Origin of the sequence: Ferrimonas balearica DSM 9799 (assembly GCF_000148645.1) — a bacterium.
Lineage (GTDB): Bacteria > Pseudomonadota > Gammaproteobacteria > Enterobacterales > Shewanellaceae > Ferrimonas > Ferrimonas balearica.
Window position 1 is genome coordinate 453,834 of record NC_014541.1, and the last position, 17,283, is coordinate 471,116.

Here is a 17,283-nt window from a genome sequence, read left to right on the forward strand (position 1 = left end):
GCGCGTATTCTACGCAAAATTGTTCGCCAGATCAGCGCCGATTCCCGAGCCATCGCTATTTTTTCTGCATCGATTGTCGTTATCGCGCTTTTTCCTTTGACCTTTGACCAAACTCCAAGGTTTATACTCGCCGGGTCAGATGGAATTTGGAGTGCGTATGTATCGCATCGGTGAACTGGCGCAGCGGTATGAGATCAAAACCGACACCCTGCGCTATTACGAAAAACATGGCCTGCTGTCCCCCAGCGGCCGCAGCGACAGTGGCTACCGTCTCTACAACGACGATGACGAGCTTAAGCTGCGCTTTATCCTGCGCGCCAAAGCCGTGGGATTTTCCCTGGCCCAGATCCATGAACTGCTGGTGATTGAAGCCAGTCGTGCCAAATGGGCCTGCCAGGACGTGAAAAGCATCGTGGAGAAGAAAGTGGTGGAGCTGGAGCAGAAGATCGCCGAACTCAACCAGTTCCGGGATTCCCTGCAGCAACTGGCAGACGCCTGTTGCGGCGGCCCTGAAAGTGCCGAGCACTGCTCCATTCTGGATGCCCTGGAGGTTCGTCAATGAACACCCTGACCGAACTGGCGCTGAACTTCCTCGACCTGTTCCTCGATTCTGCTCCCTGGCTGCTGCTGGGCCTGTTTATGGCGGGCATGATCAAGATGTTTGTGCCGATGAGCTGGATGCAGAAGCAGCTTGGCGGCCACGGTTTTAAACCGACGGTTAAGGCGGCCATCTTTGGCGCGCCGCTGCCGCTGTGCTCCTGTGGGGTGATTCCCGCAGCGGTTGGCCTGCGTCGCTCCGGGGCATCGAAGAGCGCCACCACCGCGTTCCTTGTGGCCACGCCGGAAACCGGGGTGGACTCGGTGTCCGTGTCCTACGTTCTGCTTGGTCCCTTTATGGCGGTGGTTCGACCCATTACCGCCGTGGTGTCCGCCATCGTGGCGGGTCTGTTGGTGGGCCGCGACCAGCATGACGCGGAAGCCAAAGCCAAGCCGACTCCCAAATTTACCCCGGTTGCCGCCGGCGGCAGCATGATGACGGCCCCGACCATGAAGGGTGAGAGCGCCAGCTGCTGTGCCAGCAAAGCGGCGGCACCGGCGGTTAAGGCTCAGAGCAGCTGCTGCTCAAGCAAATCCGAGGTGAAAGCCGAGAGTGCCGGTTGCTGCGGCAGCAAGTCCGAAGTGAAGGCGGAGAGCACCAGTTGCTGTTCCAGCAAGGCGGAAGTCAAAGCCGAGGTGGCCAGTTGCTGCGCCAGCAAGCCAGCCAAGTCCGAACAGGGCGGCTGTTGCAGCAGTAAGAAAGAAGCGCCGGCGCCTGAGGGCGTGGTGGCCAAACTGGTGAATGGGGTGAACTATGCGGCGACGGATCTGGTGCGCGACACCACCCTGTGGCTGCTGGTTGGTCTGTTCTTTGCCGCCCTGGTGAACACCTTTGTACCGGCCTCGTTCCTGTCCCAGTGGGGCGACGGCATTCTGGCCATGACCGTGATGGTGCTGGTCAGCATCCCGATGTACATCTGCGCCACCGCCTCTACGCCCATCGCCGCTGGCCTGCTGTTGGCCGGTGTCTCTCCGGGCGCTGTGCTGGTGTTTATGATGGCGGGCCCGGCCACCAACATCGCCACCCTTGGCGTGGTGCGCAACGAGCTGGGCAAGCGGGCACTGTGGGCTTACCTGACCGGGGTGATCGGCACCGCCATGCTGTTTGGCTTTGCGGTGGATTACGCGGTGGCCGAGTTTGGCTTTAAAGTGATGCCGCTGGTGGGTGAGGAGCACCGCATGTTGCCGCATTGGCTGGTGTACGGCAGTGGTGTGCTGCTGGCCATCCTGATGGTTAAGGCGATGTGGTCCAAATGGATGCCCGCCCGAACCTCACTGGCCTGAGCAGATAAGGGTCAAGATCCGGGCGGCCATGGTCGCCCGGATGCAGTAAGCTTCTCAAACCCCCCGATTGCTCTAACAAGGAGTTTCCCATGAAAGGGATTGCCCTGCTGGCCACGCTGTTGGCCGCTACCCCGGCCCTGGCCGCCGAGTCCATTGTCTATCGCTGCGGCATGGGCAATGTCGAACGCATTATCGCGGTGCACTATCCGCACGGTGAAACCCTGCCCTGCGAAGTGCACTACAGCAAGCCGGAAGGCAGCCAGATCCTGTGGACGGCCCAGAATACCGAAGGCTACTGTGAGCAGCGCGCTGAGAACTTTGTTGAGAAGCAGCGTGGTTGGGGCTGGCAGTGCAATAAGGAAGTGGCCAAGCCGGAGTGATCGAACCCCATAAAAAACGCCGGGCATTATGCCCGGCGTTTTTGTTTCCTGCGCTTAGCCTAACGACAGGAAGAAGGGGATCAGGATCGGGCCGGCCAGACTCAGCACAAAGCCACTGACGATGGCGATGGGCACGGTTTGCGGACCGCCGCTTTTCTGGATGATCGGCAGAGTGAAATCCATCGCCGTGGCGCCGCCGTAACCGATGGCCGTAGCGGGTTGGCGCCGCATCATAAGGGGGATCAGGATAATGGCGATCAGTTCCCGGCAGAGGTCCGCCAGGAACGCCACTGACCCCATCGCCGGGCCCAGCTTGGCGCTGACCAGTGCCCCGGACAGAGAGTACCAGCCGGTGCCCGCCGCCAGCGCCATGCCATGGTGAATCGGCAGTTGCCATAACCAGGCGGTGGCCGCGCCAGCCAGCAGGCTGGTGCCCAGCACCGCAGCCGCAATGGCCAGGCCACGGGGGTTCAGCAGGATTTGGCGCAGGCTCATGCCGGAGGCGCGCAGCTGGATGCCGATCAACAGCAGTAACAGCATCAGGATAAGGTTAACGCCGGATTCGATATGAGCGCTGGGCTGAGGAAACAGCAGGCCAAGCATAAAGCCGGCCAATACCACCCCGGCCAGTTGCAGTGATTCCACCACCATAGCGAAGGTGCGAACTTCCCCCTCCTGTTGGCCTAAACTGAGAGGCCAGCGCTTGTCCACCAGGGGCAGGGCGGCGATGTTGGCCACCAGAGTCAGGCCAATGAGGGTGAGGGTGAGGGTCAGGATGCCGCCGATTTCACCCGCTAGGTTATCCATGCTGCCCAATCCAACGCCCATCAGGCCGAGGATCAGGTAGATGATGGCGGTCAGGGCGCGATCGATCAACTGCAGGGTAGGTCGGTGACGCAGCGGGATAAGGTAGCCGACCACCAACGGGGAGAGGATAACCAAAGTGTCCACGATCGAATTCCGGTGAAAAAAGGCGCGGCAAGGTTATCAAGTTGGTATACCATCCATCAAGCTGGAAGGTTGGTGGATAACACCTTGATATTACGGTGAGGAGAATCATGGGAAAGAAAGGTGCAGCAGCACTGGCGTTGGTGATGTTAGTAGCCCTGATGGGCTTTTCGGTATACCAACTCGGTGCCGGCAATCGGCTTGCCCTCTCTTTTAATGAGGCCCACGACAGTGAAGTGGTGATGTACAGTGCGGCCTGGTGTCCGGCGTGTGCAGCAACCCGCGATTACCTGACAGCCCGGGGCCAGAGTTTTGTTGAGTTGGATATGGAGAAAAATCCGGCAGCGGCCCAGGAGTTTGCCCAGTTTGGGGGACACGGTATCCCGCTGGTGCTGGCGAAAGGGGAAGTGATTCGGGGTCATCGGCCCTCGGAGCTCAACCGAATCCTGGCTCCGTTACAGCCCTGAATCCCGAGGCGATCAGATGCGGTCGCCGACCAGGCTCAAGACTTCAACGTCGCCGTTCAGCACGGCGACGATCACCTTGCCTTCGCGAAAGTGCTCCGGCAATTGGACCCGGCTGCCGTTCTCGGTGGCCATTCCCCGCACCACGGCCTTTTTCATCACCAATGATTCGTCGCTGTCGAAAAACAGCACGGTCACATCCCTGAGTTCCAATGGCGTCTCCTTGTCAAAAAAACGGCAATTGAGATTCCGCGGTTAGACGATCCGTCCCAGACCTTCTGTTATCACCAACAAAAATGCAACAAAAAGAGGGGTCTGGCGACCGGAAATGCGATCTGGTTGAGCTAATCGTGGGTGACAACCGTTTGACACTGGTTGAGTCCCGTCCACAATGCGCGCAAAATAGCGCCCCCCGTTTAAGCGGGTATAATTGCCCCCTAACCTCTCTATTCTCTGGAGTCCGTCTTGCAGTTTTCCCAGCTGGCGCTGGATAAGCGTCTGTTAGCCACCGTTGACCACCTGGGCTTTGCCGAGGCCACTGAGATCCAGCAAAAAGCGATCCCCACGGCGATCGCCGGTAAAGACCTGCTGGCCAGCTCGCGCACTGGTTCTGGCAAGACCCTGGCCTTCCTGCTGCCGGCGATGCAGCGCCTGATCCGCAGCAAGCCGCTGTCCAAGCGCGACCCGCGGGTGCTGATCCTGGCGCCGACCCGTGAGCTGGCCAAACAGGTATATGGCCAACTGCGTCTGGTGGTGGCCAACACCAGCTACAAATCCCTGCTGATCCTCGGTGGTGAGGACTTCAACCAGCAGAGCAAAGCGCTGGCCCGTGACCCGCACTTTGTGGTGGCGACCCCGGGACGGCTGGCGGACCACCTCGAACACGGTCACCTCTACCTGCACGGTCTGGAGATGCTGATCCTGGATGAAGCAGACCGCATGCTCGACCTCGGTTTTGCCGACCAGCTGCAGGCGATTCATAAAGCCGCAGACCACCGCAAACGCCAGACTCTGATGTTCTCCGCCACCCTGGACCACGCCGCGGTTAACCAGTTTGGGGCTCAGCTGCTGAACAATCCGACCCGCATCCGTATCGATTCCGAGGCCGAGATCCACAGCGACATCCATCACCGCATGCTGTTCTCTGATCACCTGGATCACAAAGAAGCGCAGCTGAAAGCGTTGCTGGAGAAGCAGGATTTCAAACAGCTGATCCTGTTTACCGCCACCCGTGGAGACACCGACAGATTGGCTGTGCTGCTGAGCGAATGGGGATACAGCACCCTGGCCCTGTCCGGTGAGCTGAACCAGACCGCCCGCAGTCAGATCATGCAGGACTTTGCCGCAGGCAAAGCCAAGATCCTGATCACCACCGATGTGGCCAGCCGGGGTCTCGACATCCCGCAGGTGTCCCACGTGGTGAACTTTGACCTGCCCAAGCACCCGGAAGAGTACGTTCACCGGGTGGGTCGTACCGGCCGTGCCGGCGCCAAGGGCGACGCGTTCTCCCTGGTGGGACCGAAAGATTGGCCCAGTTTTAAGAAGCTGGAAGCGTTCCTGCAGCAGCCGCTGGCGTTTGAAGCCATCGAAGGTCTGGAAGCCAAGTTCAAGGGACTGGTGGAGAAGCCCAAGCGTGGCCCGGCGAAAGCCAAACCCACCGCCCGCAGCGGCAAGAAAACTGGCCCGGCCAAGCGCGCGCCCGCCAAGGTGAAGCGCCCGGTAGCGGGTCTGCGTGATATCGGCGATGCGCCGATGATGGTGAAGAAGAAGCCGGTGCAGCCGGTGGACGACGAATCCTGACGAACAGGCCGCTCAACAGAGCGGCCTTTTTTTGGAGGTGAGCATGGCCCAGCTTGGCCGCATCTTGTTGTGGCTGGTGCTGATCTACCTGTTGCTGTGCCTGGCGATGACCCTGAGTCAGCGCCACTTACTGTACCTGCCAACGCCGAAGGCTCCGGCTTCAGTCCCGGCACTGCGCCTGGCGGGACCGGAAGGCGATCTGGTGGTGCATCCGGTGCAGCCGGGCCGGGCCAATGCGGTGTTTTACTTTGGCGGCAACGCCGAAGCGGTCTACCGCAGTGCCGACAGTCTGGCCCGGGCGCTGCCGGGCTGCACCCTCTATCTGGTGAACTATCCCGGCTATGGCGGCAGTGCCGGGCAGCCCAGCGAAGCGACCCTGACGGCGGCCGCCCTGAGTGCTTACGATCAGCTGTCATCCGGACACCAACAGCTGGCCGCGATTGGCCGCAGCCTAGGCAGTGCCGTGGCGCTGTCGTTGGCGGCCCGGCGGCCGCTGCAACGGCAGGCCCTGCTGACCCCGTTCGCCAGTCTGGAAGCCTTGGCTTATGAACACTACCCTTGGTTGCCTGCCTCCCTGTTGCTGTGGGACCGCTACGACCTGCTGGCCCTAGCCCCAGCAGTGACCTCTCCCAGCCTGGTGCTGCTGGCGCAGCAGGACCGGGTGGTCCCCCTTGCAGCCAGTTCGCCACTGCTGAGCGCCCTGAAGGCGCCCACCATAGTCGAAGTGGCGGGCACCCATAACCGTTTTGATGCGACTGCATCCCTTGCCGCGTTCTTTCACCCCATCTGTGGCGCGCTCTGATAGAGTGCCGCCTTTGCCCAGAGCGGAGAGAGCAGGATGTTGGTGTTGGCGAAGATCCTCGCTGCGGTTATCGCCGTGGTGGGGTTGGCGTGGCTGGCGGAGCGGGTTGGTCCCCGTTGGGCCGGGGTGTTATCCGGTTTTCCGCTGGGCACCGCCATTGTCCTGCTGTTTTACGCTCTGGAGCAGGGGCCCGGGTTCGCGGCTCAGGCGGCGCCCTATGGCCTGCTTGGTCTGGCGGCCACCACCGGCTTCGCCCTGACCTTTACCCTGAGTGCAGCCCGCTTTGGCCGCCGCAGCCTGTGGCCGGTGCTGCTGGCACTGGCGGCGCTGTTTGGTCTGGCCAGCCTGTTCCAGCAACTGCCGCCGTTGGGGTGGTGGGGCGCGCTGGTGGCGCTGGCTGCGGCCCTGCTGGCCGTCGCCATCACCCGCCGCCTGCCGGATCCCCCCTTTGTGGCTGTGCGCAGTGGTTGGGGGCTGGTGTGGGCCCGTGCTGCGCTGGCGGCCGCACTGGTGGTGGCCATTACTGCCCTCGCCAATACGGTGCCACCGGCCTGGGCCGGGGTGATGGCGTCCTTTCCGATCACCCTGTTCCCGCTGATGTTGTTGCTGCAGCTGAGTTACGGCACGGCGCCGGTGCAGACCCTGACCCGCCATTACCCCTACGGAGCGGGCAGCCTGATCATCTACACCCTGGCTGTGGGTCTGGGCTATCCGGTGTTGGGCATTGGACTCGGCACGCTGGCCGCGTTTGCGTTGGCCGGGGTCTATCTGACGGGGTACTGGTGGCTGAGCCAGCGCGGCCAGCGTCGTCTGCAGGCCACGGCACAGCCGGTGCCGGATCAGTGAGCGTCCGCTTCCCGTTGCAGCGCACGAGTCCAGAACGCCAGTGGCCCGTCGAGGTAGCTTAGGTCCAGCTTGCCCTGGCTGGTCTGCATGGCCAGGGCGTAGCCGTGCAGGTAATCCACCAGCAGATCGCGGCTGTCGTTCAGCACCGGCTGAGGCAGTGCCAGCGGTTGCAGGGCCTGCTCATACCGGGCAATAAAGACCTGGGCCGGGCCACTGCCGTCCATACTGAGCAGCGTGTCCAGCAGGCCGGGGTGGGCCTGCAGCAGTGTCAGGTAGCTGAGGCACAGCGCCCGGATCTCCGTCCGCCAATCCGGCCCGGCAGGGCGGTGAATCGCCTCAATCAGTGCCAGACACACCGCTTCCAGCAGCGCCGCCTTATTGGGGAAGTAGTGGTAGATCGCCATGGGGTCCACCGACAGCGCCGCACTTAATGCTCTGATACTGGGTATTTTTCCCTGCTCAGCCAACAGAGCTCTGGCGCATTCCACAATGCGCTCAGCATTGAGCTGGCTGGGCCGCCCCCGTTTTGCCGTCTTGACAGTCATCCTCTGTGCTCGCTACGATCCAATAATTCTACAGTGTAGAGTAATTCTTTCAGCCAGCCTCGGCAAGGCCGGTTGGGGTGGGCGTTTACAGGAGCCGTCATGAGTAATGTTGTTTATATCGCCACCAGCCTGGATGGCTTTATTGCTGACCGCGATGGGGGGCTGGACTGGCTGCACAGCGTGCCGAATCCGCAAGGTGACGACCTCGGTTTCGCGGCGTTTCTGGCGGGCATCGATGCGCTGCTGATGGGACGCAATACCTATCAGAGCATCCTCGACTTTAACCTCGATCTGCCCAGCCAGTGGCCCTACCCGAAGCCGGTGTATGTGGTGGGGTCATCGCCCATCACCATCCCCGATGCGCTGGAGGGTAAGGTGTTTGCCCTGGCCCCGGCTGAGCCGGCCGAGATGATGGCCACACTGGCCCAAATGGGCCACCGCCACCTCTATCTGGATGGGGGCAATACCATCCAGCGCTTTATGGCACAGGGGCTGGTGGATGAGCTTATCATCAGCCAGATCCCGGTGGTGCTGGGTGGAGGGGTGCCACTGTTCGGTGCGCTGCCAACCATGCAGAGCTATGAACTGGTCAGCAGTGAAGTGATGCTGGGCGCGATGGTGAAGTCGCACTACCGTCGGATTCGCTGACCCGGCTCGACGCCGGGGCATAAAAAAACCGCGCTAAGGCGCGGTTTTCTTTTTTCGGGGGCGCGTCAGGTGCGCGGGGTCAGCACAATTTCCACCCGGCGGTTTTCGGCGCGGCCCGCTTCGCTCTGGTTACTGGCGATGGGACGATCCGGACCGGCACCGTAGGTGCTCATGCGGGTGGCACTGATGCTCTGGCGCAGCAGTTCGCTGGCCACGGCTTCGGCGCGTTCGCGGGAGAGGCGCATATTGAGGTCACGGCCGCCGGTGCTGTCGGTGTGGCCGGTGATCTGCAGGTTGGTCTCGTCGAACTCGCTGACCACCATAGCAACGCCGGAGAGGGCGTTGATGGCGGGCATCTTGAGGCGATCACTGCCAACATCAAAGGTCAGGCTGTTGGGCATCACCAGCTGGATATGGTCGCCGTCGCGTTTAACGGAAACGCCGGTTCCGGCCAGCTTTTCACGCAGAGCGGCTTCCTGACGATCCATGTAGTGGCCGATGCCACCACCCACCGCGGCACCGGAAGCGGCGCCGATCAGGATGCCTTTGCCCCGGTCGCTTTTGGAGGAGCTGGCGGCGCCAATCAGGGCACCGCTGACCGCACCAATCAGGGCGCCGGAGGTCGCGTTAGAGGTTTTCTGTTCGCCGGTATAGGGGTCGGTACTGGCACAGCCACCGAGTACCAGGGCTGCTGCGGCGAGGGCAGAGATCATGGGGGTGCGCATCGAAACCACTCCTTAGGATACAAACAACGCGTTAATCAAAAATGTCCCACAGTGTGCCGTGTGGTGGCTGAACCCACCATGACTGATGACGGAAGCGGGGGAACAAAAAAGGGCGTCACAGGACGCCCTTTGTCAGGGGTGAACCTTATTCTTCTTCGTCTTCCGGTTCAAGCATGCCCCAGCCGTCGGTTTTACCTTTAAACGGCTTGGCCAGCTCGGCCAGACGGGCTTCGATGGCACCGATGGCTTCGTACTCCGGCACCATCTCCTGTTGCAGGCGCAGTTCCCACTGGCCGGTATCTTCGGACAGGTTGAGGAACACACCGGCACCCGGAAACGCTTCGGTCACGGCTTCGGCGGTCAGTTGGCCCTGCTTCTCGCTGCCAAACACCACGTAGAAGTCCAGCATGTAGGGCTGGGTCAGGTCGATGCCTTCTTGCTGCATCAGGGACAGCAGTTCGCCATTGGCGTCGTTAGGGAAAGCCATGATTGAATCCTTAAAATTTTAAACTGGGGCGGCGCTTGGGTTTGGCCGGTTTGCTGGCCTCGTCCACCTGGGGGGCCGGCTTAGCGCTGGCCTGAATCAGTACGGCCTCTTCGCCGAAAATCACGTTGTCGCCGGGGACCAGTTTACGGCGCTTGCGGGTTTCCACTTCGTGGTTCACCAGCACCTCGCCCTCGGCGATCAGCATCTTGGCTTCACTGCCCGAACCTACCCAGCCCTCGATTTTGAGCACTTTGTAGAGCTCGATAAAGTCGTCACCGGGGTGAAGTTCCAGAACAGAAGTAGACATAACAGCGTTCTCTAAGAGCGTCAGATGGCGGGATTATAGCGAGTTTTCGCCCCCCGTTCGAAGGGGAAAAACAGGGGGCCGGAGCCCCCACGTTCACTCCACTACCAGAGTTGTGGGTCGGCGGGGTCCGCATCGCTGTTATTGCCGACCCCATCGCCGTCGGAGTCGTACTGCTCGCTGTCGTCGCTGGGGAAGTCATCGCGGTGGTCCGGCACGCCGTCAACGTCACTGTCGACCCAGCTCTGCGGTGCCGCTTCGAGGGCCAGCAGGCTCTGCATCCGTTCGGCGATCCGCTGGTGCACCTCGGCGGCCAGATGGAAGTCATCCCAGAACAGGTAGCCACGGCAGTCGGCCACCGGGGCATCACTGCTGCCGCTGACCGGCTCACGATCCTCACAGGGCACCGACAACTCGCTGATGCCGTAATCGGACGGGTTCGCTGCGATGGCGTCGGCCCAGTCAAACACCTCGAACTCGACCACGCGCAAACTGCCCTGGCGGGCCTGCAGCATCAGCTGCAATTGGGCATTGAAGGTCAGGCTGCGCAGCCGGTGGGCGGCCACATCGCTGCCGGTGACGGCGGGCCACAGCCCGACATCCAGCAGGTTGGGCACCATCACGTAGCGGGCGCCTGCCTGCTCCAGAGTGTCCAGTATGGTGGCGAGGTCGTTGATGGCGGCACTGAGGCTTCGGGGGCTGCTGTCATCGCCGTAGTAGACGTCATTGAATCCCCCCCAGAGCACGTAAAGGGCATCGGCATCGGCCACCGCCGGGTCACCCAGCAGCTGCAACAGCTGGCCGGGGTCGCCACCGCGCCCGTTGATGATCTGCGAGGTGGTGGCGCCGGAGCGGGACACATTGTCGATGGCGATGCCCAGCGCTTCGGCGAGGCGGGTGGCGTAGATGTCGCCGTTGCTCTCAAACCGCTCGCCGTAGCTGTTGCCCATCACCTGCAGGCTGGAGAAGCTGGCGGGCAGTGGCGGGGCGTTGTCCGGGTCGAACGGGTAGGGATCGCAGGGATCGCCGAGCCCATCATTGTCACTGTCGACCTGATCGCTGTTGGCCACCAGCGGACAGTTATCCTCGCCCAGCGGAATGCCGTCGTTGTCGGCGTCCAGATCGTCGCTGCGGTAGACCAGCAGCCAGCGCTGGTTGTCATTGCCAAAGTCCTGCCACTGAATGATGTCGGATTCGTAGGCGTGGGAGTCCACCACCTTGTCGCCGCTGCCGGTACCGGTGTAGAGCGCCCATTGGGTGCCCTCATCAATGGCGATAAAACGTTGGCTGGCGCGGCCATCACAGGGCGTCTGCACCAGAGTGGCGCCGTTAGCATCGCTGCCGCCGGCCACGTCCAGGCACTGTCCGGAATGGCCGAACATCAGGGTAAAGCCGTTATCCAGCCCCGTTACCGGCACAAAGCTCAGCACCTGTTCACTGCGCTGCTCGATACAACCCGCCGGGGCCACATTGGCGCCGCTGCTGGTGCTGGCGGCGGTGACGGCGATGCACAGACCGGTGCGCTGGTTCTGCAGCTGGGCGGTCCAGCTGCTGTCCGGTGGGGCAGGGCCATCGGGCTCGGAATCGCACACGTCGCCAAGGCCGTCACCGTCCCGGTCGGACTGGTCGGCATTGGCGTCGTTCGGGCAGTTATCGATGTGGCCGGAGACGCCGTCGCCGTCGCTGTCATTGTTGGCATCGAGCGGGAAGGGGTCGCCGTTGTCGCCCTGACCGTCACCGTCGCTGTCGACCCACTCGCTGCCATCGTCAGGAAAAGCGTCGTCATTGGCACCGAAACCATCGCCATCACTGTCATTGTCCGGGTCGAAGGGGAAGGGATCACTGTTGTCGCCCAGGCCATCGTCATCGCTGTCGGCCCACTCGCCGGGATCATCCGGGAAGCGGTCCTGATCATCGGGGATACCGTCACCATCGCGGTCGTCGCCCTGGCTCAATCGCTCCAGCAGCCAGCGCTGGTTGTCCTTACCGAGGTCTTTCCACTGGATGATGTCGGACTCGCGGGCGTGGGAATCCACTACCTTGGTGCCGTCACCGGTGCCGGTGTAGATCACCCAACGGGTGCCTTCGTCGATGGCGCGGAACTGCTGGCTGGCACGGCCATCACAAGGGCTCTGCACCAGGGTGGCGCCGTTATCCGGGCTGCCGCCCGCCACATCGAGGCATTGGCCGGAGTGGGCAAACTGCAGGGTGTAGCGACCGGTATTGCTGTCGAGGCTGACAAAGTTGAGCGCCTGCTCCGGGTTCTGCGCATTGCAGTCGTCAGGCGCCACGTTGGCTCCCGCTTGCTGGCTGGCTCCCGTCACCGCCACACACAATCCGGTGCGCTGGTTGCGCAGCTGGGCGCTGAAATCCGCTTCCGGTTCGGCCGGGCCATCCGGCTCCGGGTCGCAAACGTCCCCCAGCCCATCGTTGTCGCGGTCGGATTGGTCGGCGTTGGCGTCGTTGGGGCAGTTGTCGATGTGGCCGCTGATGCCATCGCCGTCACGGTCGTTATTGGGGTCGAGCGGGAAGGGGTCGCCATTGTCGCCCTGGCCATCGCTGTCGCTGTCGAGCCACTCGTTAGGATCGTCGGGGAAGGCGTCATCATTGGCACCGAAGCCATCGCCATCGATGTCATTGTCCGGATCAGACGGGAAGGGATCGCTGTTGTCACCGAGGCCATCCCCATCGCTGTCGGCCCATTCGTCGGGGTCGTCCGGGAAGGGGTCGAGGGTGTCGGGCACGCCATCGCCGTCCCGGTCCGGATCCTGGCTGACCAGCTGCAGGCGCCAGCGCTGGTTGTCTTTGCCCAGGTCTTTCCACTGGATGATGTCGGACTCACGGGCATGGGAGTCCACCACCTTGCTGCCGTCTCCGGTGCCGGTATAGAGCACCCACTGGCTGCCCTCATCAAGGGCACGGAAACGTTGGCTGGCCCGGTCATCGCAGGGGGTCTGTATCAGCGTGGCGCCGTTGTCCGGGCTGCCTCCCGCCACGTCGAGGCACTGGCCTGAGTGGGCAAAGGCCAGGGTATAGCCGTCATCCAGCCCGGCAATGGCGACAAAGTTGAGGGTTTGCTCGGGCTGTTGATCGATGCAGGTGGCCGGGGCGACATTGGCTCCGGCGTTGCTGCTGCCCAGCTCAACGGCAATGCATTGGCCGGTGCGCTGGTTGATCAGTTGGGCACTGAACTGGGCGTCGGGCTGAACCGGGCCATCGGGCTCGGGATCGCAGAGATCGCCAAGGCCGTCATTGTCCCGATCGGACTGATCGGCGTTGGCATCATCCGGACAGTTATCGATGTGGCCGGAGACGCCATCACCGTCACTGTCATTGCTGGCATCGAGGGGGAAGGGGTCGCCATTGTCGCCCTGTCCGTCGCCGTCGCTGTCGAGCCACTCGTTGGGGTCGTCGGGGAAGGCGTCGTCGTTGACACCAAAGCCATCGCCGTCACTGTCGTTGTCCGGGTCGAGGGGGAAGGGATCGCTGTTGTCGCCGAGGTTATCACCGTCACTGTCTGCCCATTCGTTGGGGTCATCGGGGAAGGCATCGTTATCGTCAGCCACCCCGTCGCCGTCACGATCCTGGCCCTCACTAACGTTGAGCAGTGTCCAGCGTTGGTTGTCATTGCCGAAGTCCTGCCACTGGATGATGTCCGCTTCGTACGCGTGGGAGTCCACCACTTTGTCGCCGCTGCCGGTACCGGTGTAGATCACCCACTGGCTGCCCTCGTTGATGGCGCGAAACTGTTGGCTGATGCGGCCATCGCAGGGGGTTTGTATCAGGCTGGCGCCGTTGGCATCACTGCCGCCACTGACGTCGAGGCACTGGCCGGAGTGGGAAAAGGAGAGGGTATAGGTGTCAGCCAGTGTGGCGACCGGCGTAAAAGCGAGGGTTTGTTCCGGTTGCAGGGCGATGCAGTCGGTGGGCACCACGTTGGCACCGGACTGGCCGCTGGCTTGTGCCACCGCCACACACAGAGCGGTGCGCTGGTTTTGCAGTTGGGCATTAAAAGGGGCGGAAATGCCGTGACTTAAGGGGACCAGCCAGAGACTGGTCAGGATCACGGGTAACGGCAGTGCGCGTCCTGTCGCGTGGTACGGCATGGCGATGATGCTCCGCATTCTGAATGGGATTCAGAGCGTGCAAGTATAGAAGCCTGCTGGGATTTGGCGTTGTGGCTGGGGTCAGTCTTTGCCGAGGGCGCCGAGCAGCTCCGGCAGGGCGCTGTCGATATCGCCCCATGGCCGCACAAAGGGCCACGCCTTGCTGGGGGGCGGTGGGGCAAAACCTAGGTGGTGCCACAGCGCCTCGGTGGCTACGCCAGCGGGTTGGTTCAGGTCAAGGCAGAGCAGCTGTTCCGGGTGGCAGCGTTGCCAGTGCTGCATCAGCGCGCGGTGGCCTTTGAGGTATCGGGCCAGCTCAATCGGGTCATAGCGGTAGGGGCCGGTCTGGCGTGGGTCGGCCTGATACAGCGCCGCGCCGCTGTGGGACAGCGGTGCCAGTGGAGCGATCGCACGGGCATGGGGCAGGGCACGCAAGAGCAGCCCCAGGTGTTGGTCGTGTTGGGGCGAGGTGTCGATCACCCAGCGGGCCTCTTCCGCCTCCGGTGGCAGGCTGGCCAGATAGGCCTGGCCAAGCGCGGCCGGGTCCAGCTGGGCGCTGGCGGCCAGTTTGGCCTGAGTGCTCCATAAGGGGCGATCCCGCAATCGGGCCTGTCGTGCCAGTTGGCGCTCCAGTTCTGGCAGGAAGCGTTGATGGGCACCGAGGTGGAAGACCTGCGGGTGCTGGGCCAGGTGGTCGGCCAGCGCGTCGATGGCCCCGTCCGGCAGGCCGATCAGGAACAGGGGTTGTGGGCCTTCCGCTGTGGTCTCAGCCGCTTTGGACGCGGGGGCGCTCCAATGGGCCCGGATGGCGCGCAGGCGCGACAGATCACGGCTGGCGTCGTAGGGCTGTTGTGCCTGCTGCTGGCGGGCGCCGAGATGGAGGTTGTGCCAGGCGGCGTCCTCACAGCGCAGGTCAGCCCACTCCTTGGCCAGGGCAAAATGCAGCTGCGGACAGGGACGGTCGCGCCGGGCGATGGCGAACTGCAGGGTTTCGATATGGTGGTTGGCTTCACTCTGCTTGCGCAGGTAGGCCCGTTGGGTCCACAGGGCATCCTGTTGGGGGGCCAGCTGAATGGCCTGGTCGAGCACCTGCTCAGCCTCCCTGAGCTGCCCCATTTCGCTCAGCACATCAGCCAGCGCGCTCAGCAAGGTTGGGTTGGCCCCTTCTGTCTCCAGCAGATAGCGGTACTGGGCAGCGGCATCGTCCGGGCAGTGCAGTGCCAGCAGCAGCTCGGCCCGCTTCAGGGCCAGCGAGGGCGGCAGGCCGTGGCCCAGCACCCGGGCGGCGGCCCGCCCTTCCCGGTACTGGCCAAGGCGGCAGTGGCACTCCACCACCAGCAGTTCGGCGGCGCTGTCGGCCTGACAGGCGAGCGACCGTTTAGCCATGGCCAGGGCCGAAGCCGGGTTATCCCGCAACAGGGCAATCTCAGCCGCCAGATGCCAGCCCGGGCCGTAATCCGGCGCACGCTGGTTGAGCTCATGGCACAGCTCGATGGCGGTGGTCAGGTCCTCCTTCTCCAGTGCGGTCCGCACCAGATGAGCGACGCTGACGGCGTTGTAGCCCTGTTGCCAATTCACGGATGACTCGTCCTTTTTGTCATTAAGTGATTGAATCCTGAGTGGATGAATATAAAGGAAAAAGTGGCCAATTTCTGCCTTGGTAATGGATAAGGATTCAGTGGGTGGTTTTAAATTCTAAACAATCTGTTTAAAGTTTTGTCTCTATGGTTGGGCAGGGAGAGCGTAATGAAAGCGATAAGTGACAGCGGACTGCTGCGGCAGTGTTCCTTTATTGATGGCCAGTGGCTGGCCGGGGATGACCGCTTTAGTGTCGACAATCCGGCTAACGGCGTGCCCCTGGCACTGGTGGAAGGCGCCGGGGCAGAGTTGGCGGAGCGGGCTGTGGAAGCGGCCGACCGGGCCCAGAAGTTGTGGGCCAAAGTGCCCGCCGCTGAGCGCAGCGCAACGTTGATGGCCTGGCATGACCTGATGCTGGCTCACATTGATGATCTGGCGCGCCTCCTCACCCTGGAACAGGGCAAGCCTCTGGCGGAAGCAAAAGGCGAGATCGCCTACGGCGCCAGTTACGTGAAGTGGTATGCCGAAGAGGCGGTTCGGATTTATGGCGACACCCTGCCCGGACCCTCTTCCGATAAGCGGGTACTGGTGATCAAGCAGCCGGTGGGGGTGGTGGGGGCCATTACCCCGTGGAATTTCCCCAACGCCATGCTGGTTCGTAAAGCCGCGCCCGCGCTGGCGGCGGGGTGCGCTTTTGTGGGTAAGCCTGCGGCAGAAACGCCGCTGTCGGCCCTGGCGGTGGCTGAGCTGGCCCAGCGGGCGGGCCTGCCTGATGGGCTGCTGAACGTGGTGGTGGGCACCGACGCACCGGGCATTGGCCGGGTGCTGACCCAACACCCGCTGATCCGTAAGTTCTCCTTTACCGGCTCCACCGCCACCGGAAAGATCCTGCTGGCCCAGTGTGCCGAAGGGGTGAAGCGTACCTCGATGGAGCTGGGCGGCAACGCCCCCTTTATCGTGTTCGACGATGCCGACCTCGATGCGGCGGTTCAGGGCCTGATGGTGGCCAAGTTCCGTAATGCCGGACAAACCTGCGTGTGCAGCAACCGCATTTTTGTGCACCGCGCGGTATACGACGCGTTTGCCGCCAAGGTGGTTGAGGCGGTGGCGCAGCTGACGGTGGGCGATGGTCTGGATGCGGCGACCCAGATTGGCCCGCTGGTGGGCCCGGCGGCGGTGGCAAAGGTGGCAGAGCTGGTGGAGCAATCGCTGGCCCAGGGCGCCCAAGCGCAGGTGGTGGGCAACGCCCCGGTTCAGGGCTATTTCTATCCGCCGACGGTGCTCAGTGGGGTAAGCAACGCCATGGCCGTGGCCCGCAACGAGATTTTCGGGCCGGTACTGCCGCTGATCCCCTTCGAGGATGAGCAGGAGGTGATTGCCCAGGCCAACGACAGTGAATTTGGTCTGGCCGCGTACTTCTATAGCCGCGACATCGGCCGGGTATTCCGGGTCAGTGAGGCGCTGGAGTATGGCATGGTGGCGATCAACGATGGCATCCTCTCCAACGCGGCGGCGCCGTTTGGCGGCATCAAAGCCTCCGGGCATGGCCGCGAAGGCTCCAAGTATGGCCTCGATGACTACCTCGACATCAAGTACCTGTGCCTGGGTGGGCTGGACCGTTAATCGCGGAAAAAATGAGTCAGAAAGGCGTCCCAACAGGGGCGCCTTTTTTTATGAGTGAGGCGGTGGGGCCGATCGGAGAAAAGGGGTTTATTTTTCGAATCTTTGACCTAGGTTCCCTGCGAAATTGATCCAGATTAAATCAAATT

16 protein-coding genes and 1 pseudogene are annotated in these 17,283 nt (G+C 62.6%); 9 read left to right on the plus strand and 8 right to left on the minus strand.

Features of this window, described 5'->3' with window-relative positions; genetic code table 11:
* The first annotated feature begins 157 nt into the window (after window positions 1-157).
* The 3 genes from zntR (at window position 158) to FBAL_RS02180 (ending at window position 2,261) form a co-directional block, all read left to right on the plus strand.
* Window positions 158-562: a Zn(2+)-responsive transcriptional regulator gene (gene zntR, locus FBAL_RS02170; RefSeq protein ID WP_013343935.1), complete on the plus strand. Its 405-nt coding sequence runs from the start codon at window positions 158-160 to the stop codon at window positions 560-562.
* On the plus strand, window positions 559-1,881 hold the full coding sequence (locus FBAL_RS02175) for an SO_0444 family Cu/Zn efflux transporter (protein WP_013343936.1): 1,323 nt from the start codon (window positions 559-561) through the stop codon (window positions 1,879-1,881). Before zntR ends, FBAL_RS02175 begins: the two co-directional genes overlap by 4 nt.
* 89 nt (window positions 1,882-1,970) lie before the next feature.
* Window positions 1,971-2,261, plus strand: a complete 291-nt coding sequence (locus tag FBAL_RS02180; protein ID WP_013343937.1) for a hypothetical protein — start codon at window positions 1,971-1,973, stop codon at window positions 2,259-2,261.
* Between the two features lie 54 nt (window positions 2,262-2,315).
* On the opposite strand, the gene FBAL_RS02185 is transcribed toward FBAL_RS02180, so the two are convergent.
* On the minus strand, window positions 2,316-3,212 hold the full coding sequence (locus FBAL_RS02185; RefSeq protein ID WP_013343938.1) for a LysO family transporter: 897 nt from the start codon (window positions 3,210-3,212) through the stop codon (window positions 2,316-2,318).
* Between the two features lie 107 nt (window positions 3,213-3,319).
* On the opposite strand from FBAL_RS02185, the gene FBAL_RS02190 reads away from it, so the two are divergent.
* On the plus strand, window positions 3,320-3,676 hold the full coding sequence (locus FBAL_RS02190; RefSeq protein ID WP_013343939.1) for a glutaredoxin family protein: 357 nt from the start codon (window positions 3,320-3,322) through the stop codon (window positions 3,674-3,676).
* A 12-nt stretch (window positions 3,677-3,688) separates the two neighbouring features.
* Here the strand turns inward: FBAL_RS02190 and FBAL_RS02195 are convergent, their stop codons facing one another.
* Complete coding sequence (locus FBAL_RS02195; protein ID WP_013343940.1) at window positions 3,689-3,886, minus strand: DUF2375 family protein; 198 nt, start codon at window positions 3,884-3,886, stop codon at window positions 3,689-3,691.
* 252 nt (window positions 3,887-4,138) lie between these two features.
* Between FBAL_RS02195 and FBAL_RS02200 the strand changes: the two genes are divergently transcribed.
* From FBAL_RS02200 to FBAL_RS02210, 3 genes are read left to right on the plus strand one after another with little or no spacing between them, the layout of a single operon-like run.
* Window positions 4,139-5,473, plus strand: coding sequence for a DEAD/DEAH box helicase (locus FBAL_RS02200; RefSeq protein ID WP_013343941.1), 1,335 nt, complete (start codon window positions 4,139-4,141; stop codon window positions 5,471-5,473).
* 43 nt (window positions 5,474-5,516) lie between these two features.
* Window positions 5,517-6,275: an alpha/beta hydrolase gene (locus FBAL_RS02205; protein ID WP_013343942.1), complete on the plus strand. Its 759-nt coding sequence runs from the start codon at window positions 5,517-5,519 to the stop codon at window positions 6,273-6,275.
* Window positions 6,276-6,311: 36 nt separating this feature from the next.
* On the plus strand, window positions 6,312-7,121 hold the full coding sequence (locus FBAL_RS02210) for a hypothetical protein (RefSeq protein ID WP_013343943.1): 810 nt from the start codon (window positions 6,312-6,314) through the stop codon (window positions 7,119-7,121).
* Here the strand turns inward: FBAL_RS02210 and FBAL_RS02215 are convergent.
* On the minus strand, window positions 7,115-7,666 hold the full coding sequence (locus FBAL_RS02215) for a TetR/AcrR family transcriptional regulator (RefSeq protein WP_013343944.1): 552 nt from the start codon (window positions 7,664-7,666) through the stop codon (window positions 7,115-7,117). The two genes, FBAL_RS02210 and FBAL_RS02215, sit on opposite strands and share 7 nt — an antisense overlap.
* A gap of 99 nt (window positions 7,667-7,765) precedes the next feature.
* Here FBAL_RS02215 and FBAL_RS02220 point away from each other — a divergent pair, with 99 nt between their 5' ends.
* Window positions 7,766-8,314, plus strand: coding sequence for a dihydrofolate reductase family protein (locus FBAL_RS02220; RefSeq protein WP_013343945.1), 549 nt, complete (start codon window positions 7,766-7,768; stop codon window positions 8,312-8,314).
* 65 nt (window positions 8,315-8,379) lie between these two features.
* On the opposite strand, the gene FBAL_RS02225 is transcribed toward FBAL_RS02220, so the two are convergent.
* The 5 genes and pseudogenes from FBAL_RS02225 to FBAL_RS02245 form a co-directional block, all read right to left on the minus strand.
* Window positions 8,380-9,039 (minus strand): YiaD family glycine zipper/OmpA-like lipoprotein, encoded by a 660-nt coding sequence (locus tag FBAL_RS02225; RefSeq protein WP_013343946.1) that lies wholly within the window; start codon window positions 9,037-9,039, stop codon window positions 8,380-8,382.
* Between the two features lie 145 nt (window positions 9,040-9,184).
* Window positions 9,185-9,526, minus strand: coding sequence for a ribonuclease E inhibitor RraB (locus FBAL_RS02230; RefSeq protein WP_013343947.1), 342 nt, complete (start codon window positions 9,524-9,526; stop codon window positions 9,185-9,187).
* Window positions 9,527-9,611: 85 nt separating this feature from the next.
* A pseudogene (locus tag FBAL_RS02235) lies at window positions 9,612-9,833 on the minus strand (RNA-binding S4 domain-containing protein); the annotation flags it as partial.
* A 101-nt stretch (window positions 9,834-9,934) separates the two neighbouring features.
* Complete coding sequence (locus FBAL_RS20510) at window positions 9,935-13,954, minus strand: RICIN domain-containing protein (protein ID WP_083771139.1); 4,020 nt, start codon at window positions 13,952-13,954, stop codon at window positions 9,935-9,937.
* 63 nt (window positions 13,955-14,017) lie between these two features.
* Window positions 14,018-15,514 carry a tetratricopeptide repeat-containing sulfotransferase family protein gene (locus FBAL_RS02245; protein ID WP_013343950.1) on the minus strand — a complete coding sequence of 499 codons (1,497 nt, stop codon included), beginning with the start codon at window positions 15,512-15,514 and terminating at the stop codon, window positions 14,018-14,020.
* 168 nt (window positions 15,515-15,682) lie between these two features.
* On the opposite strand from FBAL_RS02245, the gene FBAL_RS02250 reads away from it, so the two are divergent.
* Entirely contained in the window at window positions 15,683-17,137 is a 1,455-nt protein-coding gene (locus FBAL_RS02250) for an NAD-dependent succinate-semialdehyde dehydrogenase (protein WP_013343951.1), read from the plus strand.
* The last annotated feature ends 146 nt before the right edge of the window (window positions 17,138-17,283 follow it).